This window comes from Paracoccus mangrovi, from assembly GCF_042648425.1.
In the GTDB taxonomy this organism is placed as follows: Bacteria; Pseudomonadota; Alphaproteobacteria; order Rhodobacterales; family Rhodobacteraceae; genus Paracoccus; species Paracoccus mangrovi.
In genome coordinates this window covers 327,179-342,573 of record NZ_JBHRXJ010000001.1, presented here as the reverse complement: position 1 = coordinate 342,573, position 15,395 = coordinate 327,179, and the positions used below count along the sequence as shown (strand labels likewise).

Here is a 15,395-nt window from a genome sequence, read left to right as displayed (position 1 = left end):
ACAAATATTCGGAGCAAGCAGATGACCTCGCAGGACGCCCCGGCCTGGCTGGCCGAACGACCCGAGATCGAGACGATCTTTGCCTGCATCTGTGACCTGAACGGGGTGATGCGTGGCAAGCGCGTCCCGATCGAGCAACTGGACAAGATCACCAGTGGCGCCTTGCGCATGCCGCTTTCGCTGCTCAGCATGGATATCTGGGGCGAGGATATCGAAGGCAACGATCTGGTGTTCGACACCGGCGATGCGGATGGCCTGTGCGATTTCACCGGCCGGCCGATCAGCCCGGTGGACTGGACCTCGCGCCCGGCGGCATTCGCCCAGCTGTGGATGCGACAGGAAGACGGCCGCCCCTTCATGGGCGACCCGCGCCGCGCCCTGGCCGCGGTGGTCGACCGCTTTCGCGAGCGTGGCCTGACCCCCGTCGTTGCCACCGAGCTGGAATTTTATGTCGTCGACCCGTCCGAGCCGGTGCCGCAGCCGCCGCGTTCGCCGATCACCGGCAAGCGGCTGGATTCCGACAGCGCGCTTTCCCTGGACGAATTGCAGCATTTCGATGCCTTTCTGAACGAGATTTACGATTCCTGTTATGCCCATGGCATTCCCGCCGATTCCGCGATCTCGGAAAACGGCGCCGGTCAGTTCGAAATCAACCTGTTGCATGTGGACGACCCGCTTCAGGCCGCCGATGACGCGGTGCTGTTCAAGCGTCTGGTGCGGGGCATCGCGCGCAAGCACGGTTTCGCCGCGACCTTCATGGCCAAGCCCTATGGCGACCGCGCCGGTTCGGGGATGCATGTGCATTTCTCGTTAAACGACGCACAGGGGCGCAATGTCTTTGACGATGGCGGCGATGAGGGGACGCCGATCATGCGCCATGCGGTGGCCGGCCTGATCCGCACGATGCAGGAAAACGCGCTGGTTTTCGCCCCGCATGAAAACAGTTTCCGCCGCCTGTTGCCGGGCGCGCATGCGCCGTCCTCGGTGGCCTGGGGCTATGAAAACCGCACCGTCGCCGTCCGCATTCCCGGCGGCGATCCCAAGGCGCGCCGGATCGAACATCGCGTGGCGGGGGCCGACGCCAATCCCTATCTGGTGCTGGCCTCGATCCTGGGCGGGGCGTTTCTGGGCATCGAAAACGGGTGGGAGCCGCCATCCCCGATTCAGGGCGACGCCTATTCGCAGAATCTGGAAACCCTGCCGCCCGACTGGGCCTCGGCCATCGAGGCGTTTTCGCGCGGGGTGCATGTGCCCGAAATCTATGCCCGCCGCCTGCAACGCATGTTCGTGCAGTGCAAGGTGCAGGAACTGCGCCGGTTCACCCGCCATGTCACTGAATTCGAATATCATTCCTATCTGGAGGCGGTCTGATGAACGCACCCGTCCGCCATTCCGCCGCCGCTCATCCCTATGCCGGAACGGGTGAGCATACCGGAAGCTATTATGCCGCCTCGGCCAATCCCGCGCCGCAGCGACCCGAGCTGATCGGCACGCATGATGTCGACGTGGCGGTGCTCGGCGCGGGCTATTCGGGCCTGTCGACCGCGCTGCATCTGGCCGAACATGGCTATGACGTCGCGGTGGTCGAGGGGGCGCGCATCGGCTGGGGGGCGTCGGGCCGCAATGGCGGACAGATCGTCAACGGGCTGAACGCCAGCCTTCAGACCATCGCCCGCCGCTATGGCCAGGATACGGCCGGTTTCGTGGCCGGTCTGGTGATGGAGGGGGGCGACATCATCCGCGAACGGGTCGCCACCTATGGCATCCAATGCGACCTGAAGCCCGGCAATGTCTTTGCCGCGCTGACCGATGCCCATCTGCGCGAGCTTGAGGACCGGTGGCACCTCTGGCGCGGCTATGGCATCGACAGTCAGGACATGCTGAGCGCCGATCAGATGCGCGATCATGTGGCCAGCGACCGCTATGTCGGCGGGATGATCGACCGCAAGGGCGGGCATATGCACCCGCTCAACCTGGCGCTTGGCGAGGCGGCGGCAATCGAAAGCCGGGGCGGCCGCATTTTCGAAATGTCGCCCGTCACCGCTGTCAGGACCGATGGACCGCAGCCCTCGCTGCACACCGCCAAGGGCGAATTGCGTGCCAGAACGCTGGTTCTGTGCGGCAATGCCTATCTGGGCCATGTCGTGCCGGCGCTGGCGCGGCGGGTGATGCCGGTTTCGACCCAGATCATGGCGACCGAGCCGCTGGGCGATCTGGCGGCGACCCTGATGCCCAGCGATATCTGTGTCGAGGATGTACGCTATATCCTTGATTATTATCGCATGTCCGCGGATGGGCGGTTGCTGTTCGGGGGCGGGACCGTCTATGGGGGCGCCGATCCCCATGACATCAAGGCCAAGCTCTGGACGAATATGGTCAAGGTCTTTCCGCAGCTGACCCAGACCCGCATCGACTATGCCTGGAGCGGGAATTTCGCCCTGTCCTTCAGCCGCGTGCCGCAGATGGGGCGGCTGGGGCCGAACACCTATTTCGCCCATGGCTATTCCGGTCACGGCGTCACCGGCTCGCATACTTTCGGCCGCATCCTGGCCGAGGCGATCCGTGGCGATACCGGGCGCTTTGACGTCTTTGCCGGCCTGCCATGGATCCCGTTCCCGGGCGGGCGCATGTTCCGCGTGCCCTATTCGGTCATGGGGTCGTGGTGGTACGGGCTGCGCGACCGATTGGGGCTTTAGCCCGGGCAGGGGGCGTTCGCGCATTGCCTTGCGATGCCGCCCCCGGCCATATTGCGGCATTCACCCCTGCCGCGCGCCCAAGAACAGGAACAGAGCCATGCCCGTCGAAAACTGGATTGCCGACCGGATCGGCGAGCTGATCGAATTTCGCCACGACCTGCACCGCCATCCCGAACTGCTTTACGATCTGCCGCGCACCGCCGCGCGCGTGGCCGAGGCACTGCGCGCCGCCGGCGTCGACGAGGTGCATGAGGGGATCGGCCAGACCGGGGTCGTGGCGGTGATCCGTGGGCGCACGAATGTCTCGGGCCGGGCGATCGGGCTGCGTTCGGATATGGATGCGCTGCCGATTGTCGAGGCGACGGGCAAGGACTGGACCTCGCAGGTGCCGGGCAAGATGCATGCCTGCGGCCATGATGGCCATGCGGCGATGCTTTTGGGTGCGGCCATCGGGCTTGCGGAAAGCCGCAATTTCGATGGCACCGTGGTGCTGATCTTTCAGCCCGCCGAAGAGGGCGGCGCCGGCGCCCGTGCGATGATCGAGGACGGGCTTTTCCGGCGTTTCCCCGTCGATGAGGTTTACGGCATGCATAACCGCCCCGGCATGGCGGTGGGCGAATTCACCATCGCACCGGGGCCGATCATGGGCTCGATCGACATGTTCGAGATCGAGATCGAGGGCGTCGGGGGTCATGCCGCCATGCCCGACCGGACCACCGATCCGATGCCGGTGGTCGCGGCGCTGATTCAGGCGGCGCAGACCATCGCCGCGCGCAATGTCGATCCGCTGGACGCGGTCGTGGTGTCGATCACCACCATCCATGGCGGCGACGCCTTTAACGTCATCCCGCAAAGCATCCGGATGACCGGCACCGTGCGCACCCTGCGCGAAGAGGTGCGCGATCTGGCTCAGGCGCGGCTGGGGCGCATCACCGCCGGCATCGCCGATGCCTATGGCGCGACCGGCCGGCTGAGCTATTCCCGGAACTATCCGGTGACGGTGAACCATGAGGCCGAAACCGAATATGCCGCCCTTGCCGCCGAGGCCGTGGCCGGCCCCGGCCGTGTCAGCCGCGACATGCCGCCGACCATGGGTGGCGAGGATTTTTCCTTTATGTTGAACGAGGTGCCGGGCGCGATGATCAATATCGGCAATGGCGACAGCGCCGGCCTGCATCACCCGGCCTATGATTTCAACGATGAGGCGATCGGCTGGGGCGTGTCCTATTGGACGGCGCTGGTCCGCGCCCGCCTGCCCGCCGCGCAATAGCGCCGGGCAATAGCGCCGGGCGGGGGCCCGCTAGCGGCGCAGCCTGCGGGCCAGCGCGATACCGGCGATCATCGCGCCCACAAAGATCGCCGCATCGGGCTGAAACAGTCCCAGCGCCGGCAGCGCGCCGCCGGGGCAGAACCCGGCGATGCCCCAGCCGATCCCGAAAACCGCCGAACCTCCGATCAGCGCCGGATCCAGATCGCGCCGCGTCGGCAGGTGAAACATCTTGTCAAACAGCGGCTGCGCGCGCCTCAGCACCAGCCGATAGCCGATCATCGTGACCAGCAGCGCGCCCCCCATCACAAAGATCAGCGAGGCGTCCCATGTCCCGGCGATATCAAAGAAATTCAGCACTTTGGCCGGGTTGATCATGCCCGACACGGCAATGCCCGCGCCAAAGATCAGCCCGGCGATCAGAGCGGCCAGAATGGGCATGTCAGAGCCCTCCGATCAGGTGGCGGATCACATAGACGGTGATCCCGGCGCTCAGCATAAAGGTCACCGTCGCCACCAGCGAGCGCGGCGACAGCCGGGCATTGCCACAGACCCCATGCCCCGAGGTGCAGCCGCCGCCATAGCTGACCCCGATGCCGACCAGCAGCCCGCCCAGCACCAGAAGCGGCCTTGGCACCGGGCTGTCAAAGGCGATCCCGGCCCCAAGCGCGCCCATCAGGATCGGCGCGGCGATGGCTCCGGCCAGAAATGCCAGGCGCCATCCCCGGTCAGGACCGAAGATCGCCCCCGAGAGAATGCCGGTCATGCCCGCGACCCGGCCCAGCAGTGCCATCAACAGCACGGCCGAAAGCCCGATCAGCGCGCCGCCGAATGCGGATTGAAGCGGGGTGAATTCGGTCATTGATGCCCCCGTCCGCTGATCCCGCACCGGCCGGCGGCGGGGCGGCGACCGGGCGGCGCGATCCCCCGGACCGGCCCGATGGGCGGGCTTTCATGCTTGATTTGGATGTGCATCCTGTTCCCCTTTGCCTAATCCCAGACCGTTGCGAACAGATCCAGCGGGATCTTGAGATAGCGCCGGCCATTGCCTTCGGCTTCGGGCAGGCGGCCGGCATTGGTATTGACCTGCAAGGCATGCAGGATCAGCTTGGGCATCGGCAGGGTCCGGTCGCGGGCCTCGCGCGCGGCGACGAATTCCGCCTCGGTCAGGTATTTCGAGATATGGATATTGGTCGCGCGCTGTTCGGCCACGCTGGATTCCCAGCGCGCCTCGCGCCCGCCCGCCCGGTAATCATGGCCGGTGAACAGCCGCGTCTCGGGCGGCAAAGCCAGGATCTCCTGGATCGAGCGCCAGAGCGCGGGCGCGCTGCCGCCCGGGAAATCGGCGCGCGCGGTGCCGCTGTCGGGCATGAACAGCGTGTCATGGACAAAGGCCGCGTCGCCGATGACATAGGTGACCGAGGCCAGCGTATGGCCGGGCGAAAACATCACCCGCACCGGGATGTCGCCCAGCTGAAAGACCTCGTCCGCGGCGAACAGTCTGTCCCATTGCGAACCATCGGTGGGGAAATCGGGGCGGTTGTAATATCCGGCCCAGAGCTTTTGCACCTCGGTCACCTTTTCGCCGATGGCGGTGGGTGCGCCGGTGCGGCGTTTCAGGTAATCGGCCGCCGAGAAGTGATCGGCATGGGGATGGGTGTCCAGAATCCACGCCACCCGATAGCCCCTGTCGGTGACGAAATTCAGGATCAGATCGGCCTGAATCGTCGCGGTGGCGGCGGATTTCTCGTCATAATCCAGCACCGGGTCGATGATGGCGCATTGCCGTGTCGCGGGATCGGCCACCACATATTGGACAGAGCCGGTCCGGGCCTCATAGAACGCTGTTACTTCCGGGGCCAGAATCATGGGAAAATCTCGTCATCTGTTCGTGTATACGGGAACACGGTTCCAGATATAGCGAGGCGGCGGCGATATCCAACAGTTTGCATCCCGCCGCCCGGCCGCATGGTGGCGCGGCATGATGGCGCAGAACGCAAAAGCGGGCCGGACCCCGATCGGGCCGGCCCGCCATGGCCTTGGTTTCGATGGGATCGCGGCCTATTCGATCTCGATCATCAGGTCCTTGGCGTCGATCTGTTGGCCGGGGGTGACATGCAGCGCGCGGACGATGCCGGCGCGGTCGGCATGGATGCCGGTCTCCATCTTCATCGCCTCGATGGTCAAGAGCATGTCGCCGGCGGCAACCTTCGCGCCCTGAGTGACGGCGACCGAGGCCACGACACCCGGCATCGGCGCGCCGACATGGCTGTCATTGCCGGGATCGGCCTTGGGCCGGGCGGCGGTCTGGGATTTGACCAGACGGTTCGGGACCCGGATCACGCGCGGCTGGCCGTTCAGTTCGAAGAATACCTTGACCTCGCCGGTCTCGTCGGTTTCGCCAATGGCTTGCAGACGGATTTCCAGGGTCTTGCCGGGGTCGATCTCGGCCTCGATCTGTTCGCCCGGATCCATGCCATAGAAAAAGGTGCGCGTGGGCAGGGTGCGGACCGGGCCATAGGTCCGGTGGCGGCCCATGTAATCCAGGAAAACCTTGGGATACATCAGATAGCCGTTCAGATCCTCGTCATCGACGGGCTTGCCCTCAAGCTGCTTGCTGACATCGGCGCGCACCACCTCAAGGTCGATGGGCGCCATGCTGGCCCCGGGGCGGGTGGTCATCGGGGCCTCGCCCTTGAGCACCTTGGCCTGCAAGTCCTGCGGCCAGCCGCCGGGGGGCTGGCCCAGATTGCCGCGCATCATGTCGACGACGCTGTCGGGAAAGGCCACCTCGACCGCCGGGTCCATGACCTGCGCGGGCGTCAGGTTCTGCGCCACCATCATCAAGGCCATGTCGCCCACCACCTTGGACGAGGGCGTGACCTTGACGATATCGCCAAACATCCGGTTCACATCGGCATAGGCCTGCGCCACCTCGTGCCAGCGTTCCTCAAGACCAAGACTGCGGGCCTGGGCTTTCAGGTTGGTGAACTGGCCGCCGGGCATTTCATGCAGATAAACCTCGGATGCCGGGGCTTGCAGGCCGGATTCGAAGGCCGCGTAATGTTCGCGCACCGCTTCCCAATAGTTGGAAATCTCGCGGATGGCGGCGATGTCCAGCCCGGTGTCGCGGTCGGTATGGCGCAGGGCCTCGACCACGGATCCCAGCGTGGGCTGGCTGGTATTGCCCGAAAGCGCGTCCATGGCGCAATCGACCGCATCGACGCCCGCCGCCGCCGCCGCAAGGATCGAGGCGCCGGCAATGCCGCCGGTGTCATGGGTGTGGAAATGGATCGGAAGGCCGACTTCCTCTTTCAGCGCCTTGACAAGCACCCCGGCCGAGCCCGGCTTCAATAGCCCCGCCATGTCCTTCAGCCCCAGCACATGCGCGCCCGCGTCACGCAGGTCGCGCGCCATGTCGAGGTAATATTTCAGGTCGTATTTGGCCCGCGCCGGGTCAAGAATATCGCCGGTATAACAGATCGTGCCTTCGCAGATCTTGCCGCTTTCGATCACCGCATCCATGGCGACGCGCATGTTCTCGACCCAGTTGAGGCTGTCAAAGACGCGGAACACGTCGATCCCGGTCGTCGCGGCCTGACGCACAAAGGCCTGCACCACATTGTCGGGATAGTTGGTATAGCCGACGCCGTTGCTGGCGCGCAGCAGCATTTGCGTCATCAGGTTCGGCATGCGCGCGCGGATGTCGCGCAGCCGCTGCCATGGGCATTCCTGCAAGAAGCGATAGGCCACGTCAAAGGTCGCGCCGCCCCAGCATTCGACGCTGAACAGCTGCGGCAGGTTCGCGGCATAGCTGGGCGCGACCCGCACCATGTCGATCGAGCGCATGCGCGTCGCCAAAAGCGACTGATGCCCGTCGCGCATGGTGGTGTCGGTGATCAGAAGGCGTTTCTCATCCAGCATCCAGTCGGCGACGGCCTTCGCGCCCTGCTGGTCCAACAGCTGGCGGGTGCCGGGTAGGGGATCGGCATGGGGGCGGGGCGGAACCGGGCTGCGCGCCTCGGCCGGGGGCAGGGGGCGGCCTGCGGTCTCGGGATGACCATTGACGCTGATATCGGCGATATAGGTCAGGATCTTGGTCGCCCGGTCGCGGCGCTTGCGGAAATGGAACAGGTCCGTGGTCGTGTCGATGAATTTCGTCGTATAGCTGTCATCCAGAAAGGTCGGATGTTTCAACAGGTTGATGACGAATTCGATATTCGTGGCCACGCCGCGCACCCGGAATTCGCGCAGCGCGCGGTCCATGCGGGCAATGGCCTTGCCCGGGGTCTGGGCATGCGCGGTGACCTTGACCAGAAGGCTGTCGTAATAGCGGGTGATGACGCCGCCCGCATAGGCGGTGCCGCCATCCAGCCGGATACCGTTGCCGGTGGCGCTGCGATAGGCGGTCAGGCGGCCGTAATCGGGAATGAAATTGTTCAGCGGATCCTCGGTCGTGACCCGGCATTGCAGGGCGTGACCATTCAGATGCACGCCGTCCTGATCCGCGACGCCGGTCGCCTCGGCAAGGGTGGCGCCTTCGGCGATCTGGATCTGGGCCTGCACGATGTCGATGCCGGTGACCTCTTCGGTCACGGTATGCTCGACCTGGACGCGGGGATTGACCTCGATGAAATAGAACTGCTGGCTGTCCATATCCATCAGGAATTCGACGGTGCCGGCGTTCTGATAGCCGACGGCGCGACCGATTTTCAGCGCCAGCTCGCACACCTCGGCGCGCTGCGCGGGCGTCAGATAGGGCGCGGGCGCGCGCTCGACGACCTTCTGGTTGCGGCGCTGGACGGTGCAGTCGCGTTCATAAAGATGGTAAAGACCGCCATGGCCGTCGCCCAGCAGCTGAACCTCGACATGGCGGGCGCGCAGGATCATCTTTTCCAGATAGCCCTCGCCATTGCCAAAGGCGGCCTCGGCCTCGCGCCGGCCCTCGCGGACCTTTTCGGGCAGTTCCTCGGGGCCGAAAATCGGACGCATGCCGCGCCCGCCACCGCCCCAGCTGGCCTTGAGCATCAGGGGATAGCCGATCCCGGCGGCCTCGGCCTTGATCGCGTCCATGTCGTCGCCAAGGACTTCGGTCGCGGGGATGACCGGAACGCCGGCGGCGATGGCGACACGCCGGGCGCTGGCCTTGTCGCCAAGCGCGCGCATCGTATCCGCGCTGGGGCCGATAAAGGTGATGCCGGCCGCCACGCAGGCATCGACGAAATCGGGGTTTTCCGACAAAAGGCCATAGCCCGGATGGATTGCGTCGGCGCCCGATTCCTTTGCCACCCGGATGATCTCGGGGATCGACAGATAAGCCGCAACCGGTCCCAGCCCCGCGCCGATGCGATAAGCCTCATCCGCCTTGAAGCGGTGCAGGCCAAGCTTGTCTTCTTCGGCATAGACGGCGACGGTCTTCTTGCCCAGCTCGTTCGCGGCGCGCATCACGCGGATCGCGATCTCACCCCGGTTCGCAATCAGAATCTTCCGAAACATCGGCCCCTCCAGGTTCGCTGACGTCAACATAACGATGCTGCGGTGCAGCGCAAGCGCTCACAAAAGACAGGTTATTTCGTGTAATTGCACCCATCGCGTCGTTCGCGAAAGAAATCTTGCAACAGGCGGCGCGATTCTTCCGCGGAAATGCCGTCAACGATGCCGGGGCGGTGGTGGCATTGCGGATGGTCAAAGACGCGCGCGCCATGGCGCACGCCCCCCATGCGCGGATCGTCGGCGCCATAGTAAAGGGTCTCGATCCGCGCGGCCGAAATCGCCGCCGCGCACATGGGACAGGGTTCCAGCGTGACCCAAAGCCGCGCGCCGGGCAACCGCTCGGACCCAAGGGCCGCGCAGGCCGCGCGAATGACCAGAATCTCGGCATGCGCGGTGGGATCCGACAGCTCGCGTGTCCGGTTGCCGGCTCGTGCCAGAACCCGACCATCCGCACCGATCAGCACCGCACCGACCGGCACCTCGTCGCGCGCGGCGGCGGCGCGCGCCTCGCGCAGGGCGTCAGGCATGTAAGAGGTGAAGTTCATGCCCTCTTCTGCCCCGCTGCGCGTCTTGCGGCAATAGCATGGATATTTGAACATGGAAGATGACCAGCCTTGTGCCCGGAGCGGCGGCGATTGCCCGTCTTTCATGCCGAAATATCCCGGGGGAGGCCCGGTACGGGCCGGGGGCAGAGCCCCCATCGCGCCCTTTCCTTTGCGGCATGATTCGTGTATCACACCCGCTTTGCCACCGCAGAGATGCGCAGGAGATCGCGATGACCGACACCCCAGAATCCCCCGTTTCGACCGGCGCCGAGCGTATTGCCAAAGTCATGGCGCGCGCCGGTGTCGCCAGCCGGCGCGAGGCCGAGCGCATGATCGTCGAAGGGCGGGTCACCGTGAACGGCCAGAAAATCGACAGCCCCGCGCTGGACGTCACGGCGGCGGACAAGGTGCGCGTCGATGGCAAGCCGCTGGAGGCGCCGCAAGAGACGCGGCTCTGGCTCTATTACAAGCCGATCGGGCTGGTCACCTCGACCGCAGATGAAAAGGGGCGGCAGACGGTGTTCGATGCGCTGCCGCGCGATCTGCCTCGGGTGATGACCGTCGGGCGGCTTGACCTGAATTCCGAGGGGCTGCTGCTTTTGACCAATGACGGCGAGCTCAAGCGCCGGCTTGAGCTGCCGACCACGGGCTGGCTGCGCCGCTATCGCGTGCGCGTGAATGGTCAGCCCAATGATCTGACATTCGCGCCGCTGCGCCGGGGCGTCACCATCGACGGCGAGGAATTCCAGCCGATGGAGATCAATCTGGACAGCCAGCAGGGCGCGAACGCCTGGCTGACCGTGGGAATCCGCGAAGGCCGCAACCGCGAGATCCGGCGCGCCATGGCCCATGTCGGGCTGATCGTGAACCGTCTGATCCGCATCGGCTATGGTCCCTTCAAGCTGACCGGCATGGAGGAAAACGAGGTGCGCGAGGTCAAGCGCAAGGTTCTGCGCGACCAATTGGGCGGCCTGTTGACCGGCGAGACCGAAGAAAAGCCGCGCAGTTTCCGCGAACGCGGCGCCGCGCGCGGTGAAGGGGGGGACGAGCGTCCCCGCGCCGATGAGGCCGGTCGCAAGCCCTTTGCCCGCCGCGAAGATGGCGAGCGCCGTCCCTATGCCAAGCGCGAAGACGGTGACCGCAAGCCCTATGCGCGTCGCGAGGATGGCGAGCGCAAGCCCTTTGCCCGCCGCGAAGACGGCGAGCGTCGTCCCTATGCCAAGCGCGAAGATGGTGACCGCAAGCCCTATGCGCGTCGCGATGATGGCGAGCGCAAGCCCTTTGCCCGCCGCGAAGACGGCGAGCGCCGCCCCTATGCCAAGCGCGAAGATGGTGACCGCAAGCCCTATGCGCGTCGCGAGGATGGCGAGCGCAAGCCCTTTGCCCGCCGCGAAGATGGCGAGCGCCGCCCCTATGCCAAGCGCGAAGATGGTGACCGCAAGCCCTATGCGCGTCGCGAGGATGGCGAGCGCAAGCCCTTTGCACGTCGTGAGGACGGCGAACGTCCGGCGCGCAGTGGCAAGCCGGGCTTCAAGACCGGGGATCGCCCCCGTTCGGCCGAAGGCGATCGCGGTGGTTTCGCGCCCCGGGATGGCAAACCGGGCGGGTTCAAACCGCGCGCGGGTGGCGGCAAGCCGTTCGGCGAGGGCAAGCCCGGGCGCGATGTCCGGGGCGGAAAGCCCGGCGGCAAGCCGGCGGGCTTCAAACCCGGTCCCAAAACGAATCGCACCCCCGGAAAGGGGGCGCGACCCGAGGGAAAGGGGCCAAGGCGCGGGTGATCCGCACCGCGTTCGGGCAGGTTACTTCGTCAGGATCAGCTTGCCCGCGCGGGTGATGCGCAGGTTATAGACCTGATCGCCCAGAACGATCAGCGCCTGATTGCCGCCGGCGGTCAGCAATTCGGCATCATGTTCGGGCAGGCGTTGCAGAGCGGTCACGCCGGGACGCGTGAATTCGGCAGGGCGGGTCGCGGTCATGTCGATATCCTCGTTTCGGTCGCGTGTATGCGTAATCTGACTGATTCACTATGGATTGTCAAAGTGAATAAGTCAGGAATTATAGGAATTATATTGTCGATATTTATGAATGCTTTGCCGGAAATGAATTGGCCGCCACCCTTGGGTGACGGCCAGGCATCAGGTCTTTCCCGGGGTGGGATCAGCCTTTGCCAAGACAGTCGGCAAACGCCCGGCTCAACCCGCGCAATGTCGCGTCATAGAGGCCGGGGCCGGGGGACAGCATGACGCCACCGGGATCCAGCGCCGCGCCTTCGCGGGTGTCGGTGCCTTCGATCGCGGTGGCCAGCAGGCGGGCGTCGTGATTGACCTCGGGAAAGGCGCAGCTGGCGTGCTGGGCAATGATCTGGTCGCGGACCGCGCTTAGCCGGGCGGCGGCCGGCGCCGATGCATCGCCAAGGCTGACCGGAATGGCCGGGCTTAGCCCGTAATGGGCTGTGAAATAGCCATAGGCATCGTGAAACACCACGAAACGCTGTTCGGCCAGCGGGGCCAGTTCGGCGCGCAATTCCTGATCCAGGGCGGCGACGGCCGCCTGTGCGGCGGTGGCATTGGCGGCATAGGTTCCGGCATTCTCGGGATCGGCCTTGGACAGGGCCTGCGCGATGGCCCCGAGCCAGACCTGAGCATTGGCGGGGTCGAGCCAGGCATGCGGATCCACGCCGGAATGATCGTGGCCATCGTCATGCGCATGGTCATGACCAGCGTGATCGTGCCCGTGATCGTGCCCATGATCGTGACTGTGATCATGGCCGTCCTCATGCTCATCCCAGGCGGCGAATTCGCGCAGATGCGTCTGGGGCAGGGACAGCAGCGCCAGCGAGCTGGCATCCGTGGCAAGGCTGGTGCTGGCGCGGTCGAGCCACGGCGTCATTTCGGGGCCGACCCAGATCAGCAGATCGGCCTTTTCAAGGTCCTGCGCCTGTTGCGGGCGCAGCTGGAAATGATGTGGATCGGCCCCCGCGGTCAGCAGCAGCCCGGGCTGGCCCAGATCACCCATGACCTGCTGCACGAGCGAGGCGGTGACCGGAAGGTCGGTCACGACGCGCGGCACCTCGGCCAGGGCAGGCAGGGCGCAGCCAAGCGCGAGACTGGACAGAAGGATCGGGCGGAACGGGGTCATGGCGTGCTCACTTGCGGAAATGGCAATGTTATTTATGTTATATCGTAACCCGTCAAGGATATTGTGATAGTATAACATCATGCCGACCTGTCAGCACGGGACAGACCCGTTTCACGACCACGATCATGACCGCTGCGCCACCGATGTGCTGCGCCGGGCCGAGGAACAGACCCGCGCCGACGGTGTCCGTTTGACGCCGGTGCGGCGGCGGGCGTTGGAAATCCTGCTGGAATCGCATCGTGCGATGGGCGCCTATGAGGTGCTGGAACGGCTGGCCGCGGATGGGTTCGGCAGGCAACCCCCAGTTGCCTATCGCGCGCTTGATTTCCTTGTGGATCAAGGGCTTGCGCATCGGGTTCAGCGGCTTAACGCCTATGCGGCCTGCCTGTCGCCGGAACGCCATCACGCGCCCGTCTTTCTGATCTGTCGCAGCTGCGAACAGGTCGCCGAGGCGGACGCGCCGCCATTGCGTGACGCGCTGAACGATCTGGCCGCACAGTCGGAATTCGCCATCGAGCGCAGCACCGTCGAGATCGTCGGCCAATGCGCCCGCTGCCGGGATGAGGGGCGGGCATGACCGCGCCGCTGATTCGGGCATCCGACCTTTCGGTCAGCCACGCGGGCGCCGATCTGCCGGTGCTGCGCCATGTCGATTTCCGCATCGACCCGGCCGAGATCGTGACCGTGGTCGGCCCCAACGGGTCGGGAAAATCGACGCTGGTGCGGGCGCTTCTTGGCCATGTCGCGCCGGATACCGGCCGGATCGAGCGTCAGGCCGGTCTGCGCATCGGCTATGTGCCGCAGCGCGTGCATATCGAAAAGGCGATGCCGATGACGGTGCGCCGGTTTCTGTCGCTGCCGCGGCGGGTCGGTGACGCAGAGGCCGGCGCCGCGCTGGCGCGGACGGGCGTCGCCGGGCTTGAGCGGCGGCAGATCACCGCGCTGTCGGGCGGCCAGTTTCAGCGTGTCCTGCTGGCGCGGGCGCTGTTGAACGATCCTCAGCTTCTGGTTCTGGACGAGCCGACGCAGGGGCTGGATCAGCCCGGGATCGTCGCCTTTTACAAGCTGATCGAAGAGGTGCGGGCCGAAACCGGCGCGGCGGTGCTGATGGTCAGCCACGATCTTTTGGTGGTGATGCGGGCCTCGGACCGGGTGGTCTGCCTGAACGGTCATGTCTGGTGCGAGGGCACGCCCCAGGTGGTCAGCGCCGCGCCGGCCTATCGGGCCTTGTTTGGCGCGGAATCGCTGGGCGCGCTGGCGCTGTATCAGCATCATCACGACCATGATCATGATCACGACCATCACCATGGCCATCACCATGGGCACGACCACGGTCACGCCCACGCCCATGCGGGGCCTGAACCCGAGCATTGCCACGGCCCCGAATGCCGCCATCAGCATTGAAGGTTTCCCATGCTTGACGATTTTCTGATCCGCGCAATTCTGGCGGGGCTTGGCGTGGTGATGGCGACCGGGGCCTTGGGATCGTTCGTGGTTTGGCGGCGCATGGCCTATTTCGGCGATTCGACCTCGCATGCGGCGGTTCTGGGGGTGGCGCTGAGCTTTGCGTTTCAGGCGCCGGTCTATCTGGGCACGCTGGCGGTCGCGCTGGCCATGGCCTTGATCGTGACGCGGCTGACGGCGCGCGGTCAGTCGGCGGATACGGTGCTGGGGGTGCTTGCGCATAGCGCGCTTGCGCTGGGGCTGGTCGCGGCCAGTTTCGTGCCGGGCCTGCGCACCGGGCTGGATGCGTTTCTGTTCGGGGATATTCTGGTGGTGTCGCGCTGGGATCTGGTCTGGATCTGGGGCGGGGCGGCGCTGGTGCTGGGGCTTCTGATCTGGCGCTGGCAGCGGCTGGTCACGGCCTCGGTGAACGAGGAACTGGCCATGGCCGCCGGCATCGACCCGGCGCGCGAAAGGCTGATCCTGTCGCTGGCGCTGGCTGTGGTGGTGGCGATAGCGATTCGGATTGTCGGGGCATTGCTGATATCGGCGATGCTGATCATCCCGGCGGCCGCCGCGCGGGGATTCTCTGCAACGCCCGAACAGATGGCGGGTTCCGCAACCCTGATCGGTGCAATCTCGGTTTTGGCGGGACTTGGCGCCAGTCTTTGGCTCGGCAGCCCGGCCGGCTCGTCGATCATCGCCGTCTCGGCCGGGATTTATGCTTTATCCTTGGCCTGTTACCGGAAATCGTGATATTTTCGCCTTGCGCGGGAACCCGCAGGTTCGGGGTGACGCTCCGGCGAGAACCCG

14 protein-coding genes are annotated in these 15,395 nt (G+C 65.5%); 7 read left to right on the top strand and 7 right to left on the bottom strand.

Annotated features, from left to right (window positions below):
- Positions 1–21: 21 nt before the first annotated feature.
- The 3 genes from ACFOMH_RS01655 to ACFOMH_RS01645 all read left to right on the top strand — a co-directional run bounded on the left by ACFOMH_RS01655 (position 22) and on the right by ACFOMH_RS01645 (position 3,966).
- The gene (locus ACFOMH_RS01655; RefSeq protein ID WP_377742192.1) at positions 22–1,371 is read left to right on the top strand and encodes a glutamine synthetase family protein; all 1,350 of its coding nucleotides are present in this window, start codon (positions 22–24) and stop codon (positions 1,369–1,371) included.
- Positions 1,371–2,696, top strand: coding sequence for an NAD(P)/FAD-dependent oxidoreductase (locus ACFOMH_RS01650; RefSeq protein WP_377742190.1), 1,326 nt, complete (start codon positions 1,371–1,373; stop codon positions 2,694–2,696). The genes ACFOMH_RS01655 and ACFOMH_RS01650 overlap by 1 nt, the downstream gene beginning before the upstream one ends.
- A gap of 97 nt (positions 2,697–2,793) precedes the next feature.
- Entirely contained in the window at positions 2,794–3,966 is a 1,173-nt protein-coding gene (locus ACFOMH_RS01645; RefSeq protein WP_377742189.1) for a M20 aminoacylase family protein, read from the top strand.
- A 30-nt stretch (positions 3,967–3,996) separates the two neighbouring features.
- Here ACFOMH_RS01645 and ACFOMH_RS01640 read toward each other — a convergent pair whose 3' ends face one another.
- The 5 genes from ACFOMH_RS01640 to ACFOMH_RS01620 all read right to left on the bottom strand — a co-directional run bounded on the left by ACFOMH_RS01640 (position 3,997) and on the right by ACFOMH_RS01620 (position 10,001).
- On the bottom strand, positions 3,997–4,404 hold the full coding sequence (locus ACFOMH_RS01640; RefSeq protein ID WP_374424582.1) for a DUF6691 family protein: 408 nt from the start codon (positions 4,402–4,404) through the stop codon (positions 3,997–3,999).
- Between the two features lies 1 nt (position 4,405).
- Positions 4,406–4,825, bottom strand: a complete 420-nt coding sequence (locus tag ACFOMH_RS01635; protein ID WP_377742188.1) for a YeeE/YedE family protein — start codon at positions 4,823–4,825, stop codon at positions 4,406–4,408.
- Positions 4,826–4,953: 128 nt separating this feature from the next.
- Positions 4,954–5,832 carry an MBL fold metallo-hydrolase gene (locus ACFOMH_RS01630; RefSeq protein ID WP_377742187.1) on the bottom strand — a complete coding sequence of 293 codons (879 nt, stop codon included), beginning with the start codon at positions 5,830–5,832 and terminating at the stop codon, positions 4,954–4,956.
- Positions 5,833–6,024: 192 nt separating this feature from the next.
- A complete protein-coding gene (locus ACFOMH_RS01625; protein ID WP_377742185.1) occupies positions 6,025–9,459 on the bottom strand; it encodes a pyruvate carboxylase in 3,435 nt (1,144 codons plus the stop codon).
- Positions 9,460–9,530: 71 nt separating this feature from the next.
- Positions 9,531–10,001 carry a nucleoside deaminase gene (locus tag ACFOMH_RS01620; protein ID WP_374424590.1) on the bottom strand — a complete coding sequence of 157 codons (471 nt, stop codon included), beginning with the start codon at positions 9,999–10,001 and terminating at the stop codon, positions 9,531–9,533.
- Positions 10,002–10,231: 230 nt separating this feature from the next.
- Between ACFOMH_RS01620 and ACFOMH_RS01615 the strand changes: the two genes are divergently transcribed.
- Positions 10,232–11,779, top strand: a complete 1,548-nt coding sequence (locus tag ACFOMH_RS01615; protein WP_377742183.1) for a pseudouridine synthase — start codon at positions 10,232–10,234, stop codon at positions 11,777–11,779.
- A 21-nt stretch (positions 11,780–11,800) separates the two neighbouring features.
- Here ACFOMH_RS01615 and hemP read toward each other — a convergent pair whose 3' ends face one another.
- Both hemP and ACFOMH_RS01605 read right to left on the bottom strand, forming a co-directional pair.
- Complete coding sequence (hemP, locus tag ACFOMH_RS01610) at positions 11,801–11,977, bottom strand: hemin uptake protein HemP (RefSeq protein WP_377742182.1); 177 nt, start codon at positions 11,975–11,977, stop codon at positions 11,801–11,803.
- Between the two features lie 181 nt (positions 11,978–12,158).
- Complete coding sequence (locus ACFOMH_RS01605; protein WP_377742181.1) at positions 12,159–13,139, bottom strand: zinc ABC transporter substrate-binding protein; 981 nt, start codon at positions 13,137–13,139, stop codon at positions 12,159–12,161.
- A 79-nt stretch (positions 13,140–13,218) separates the two neighbouring features.
- Between ACFOMH_RS01605 and ACFOMH_RS01600 the strand changes: the two genes are divergently transcribed.
- The 3 genes from ACFOMH_RS01600 to ACFOMH_RS01590 are packed head-to-tail and all read left to right on the top strand — an operon-like array spanning position 13,219 to position 15,338.
- Entirely contained in the window at positions 13,219–13,716 is a 498-nt protein-coding gene (locus ACFOMH_RS01600) for a Fur family transcriptional regulator (protein WP_374424598.1), read from the top strand.
- Positions 13,713–14,543, top strand: a complete 831-nt coding sequence (locus tag ACFOMH_RS01595; RefSeq protein WP_377742180.1) for a metal ABC transporter ATP-binding protein — start codon at positions 13,713–13,715, stop codon at positions 14,541–14,543. Before ACFOMH_RS01600 ends, ACFOMH_RS01595 begins: the two co-directional genes overlap by 4 nt.
- A 9-nt stretch (positions 14,544–14,552) precedes the next feature.
- The gene (locus tag ACFOMH_RS01590; protein WP_377742179.1) at positions 14,553–15,338 is read left to right on the top strand and encodes a metal ABC transporter permease; all 786 of its coding nucleotides are present in this window, start codon (positions 14,553–14,555) and stop codon (positions 15,336–15,338) included.
- Positions 15,339–15,395: the final 57 nt, after the last annotated feature.

Excerpts from the sequence above, each read along its gene's own strand:
- ACFOMH_RS01655 (WP_377742192.1), top strand. The coding sequence starts at position 22 with ATGACCTCGCAGGACGCCCCGGCCTGGCTGGCCGAACGACCCGAGATC.
- ACFOMH_RS01650 (WP_377742190.1), top strand. The coding sequence starts at position 1,371 with ATGAACGCACCCGTCCGCCATTCCGCCGCCGCTCATCCCTATGCCGGA.
- ACFOMH_RS01645 (WP_377742189.1), top strand. The coding sequence starts at position 2,794 with ATGCCCGTCGAAAACTGGATTGCCGACCGGATCGGCGAGCTGATCGAA.
- ACFOMH_RS01640 (WP_374424582.1), bottom strand. The coding sequence starts at position 4,404 with ATGCCCATTCTGGCCGCTCTGATCGCCGGGCTGATCTTTGGCGCGGGC.
- ACFOMH_RS01635 (WP_377742188.1), bottom strand. The coding sequence starts at position 4,825 with ATGACCGAATTCACCCCGCTTCAATCCGCATTCGGCGGCGCGCTGATC.
- ACFOMH_RS01630 (WP_377742187.1), bottom strand. The coding sequence starts at position 5,832 with ATGATTCTGGCCCCGGAAGTAACAGCGTTCTATGAGGCCCGGACCGGC.
- ACFOMH_RS01625 (WP_377742185.1), bottom strand. The coding sequence starts at position 9,459 with ATGTTTCGGAAGATTCTGATTGCGAACCGGGGTGAGATCGCGATCCGC.
- ACFOMH_RS01620 (WP_374424590.1), bottom strand. The coding sequence starts at position 10,001 with ATGAACTTCACCTCTTACATGCCTGACGCCCTGCGCGAGGCGCGCGCC.
- ACFOMH_RS01615 (WP_377742183.1), top strand. The coding sequence starts at position 10,232 with ATGACCGACACCCCAGAATCCCCCGTTTCGACCGGCGCCGAGCGTATT.
- hemP (WP_377742182.1), bottom strand. The coding sequence starts at position 11,977 with ATGACCGCGACCCGCCCTGCCGAATTCACGCGTCCCGGCGTGACCGCT.
- ACFOMH_RS01605 (WP_377742181.1), bottom strand. The coding sequence starts at position 13,139 with ATGACCCCGTTCCGCCCGATCCTTCTGTCCAGTCTCGCGCTTGGCTGC.
- ACFOMH_RS01600 (WP_374424598.1), top strand. The coding sequence starts at position 13,219 with ATGCCGACCTGTCAGCACGGGACAGACCCGTTTCACGACCACGATCAT.
- ACFOMH_RS01595 (WP_377742180.1), top strand. The coding sequence starts at position 13,713 with ATGACCGCGCCGCTGATTCGGGCATCCGACCTTTCGGTCAGCCACGCG.
- ACFOMH_RS01590 (WP_377742179.1), top strand. The coding sequence starts at position 14,553 with ATGCTTGACGATTTTCTGATCCGCGCAATTCTGGCGGGGCTTGGCGTG.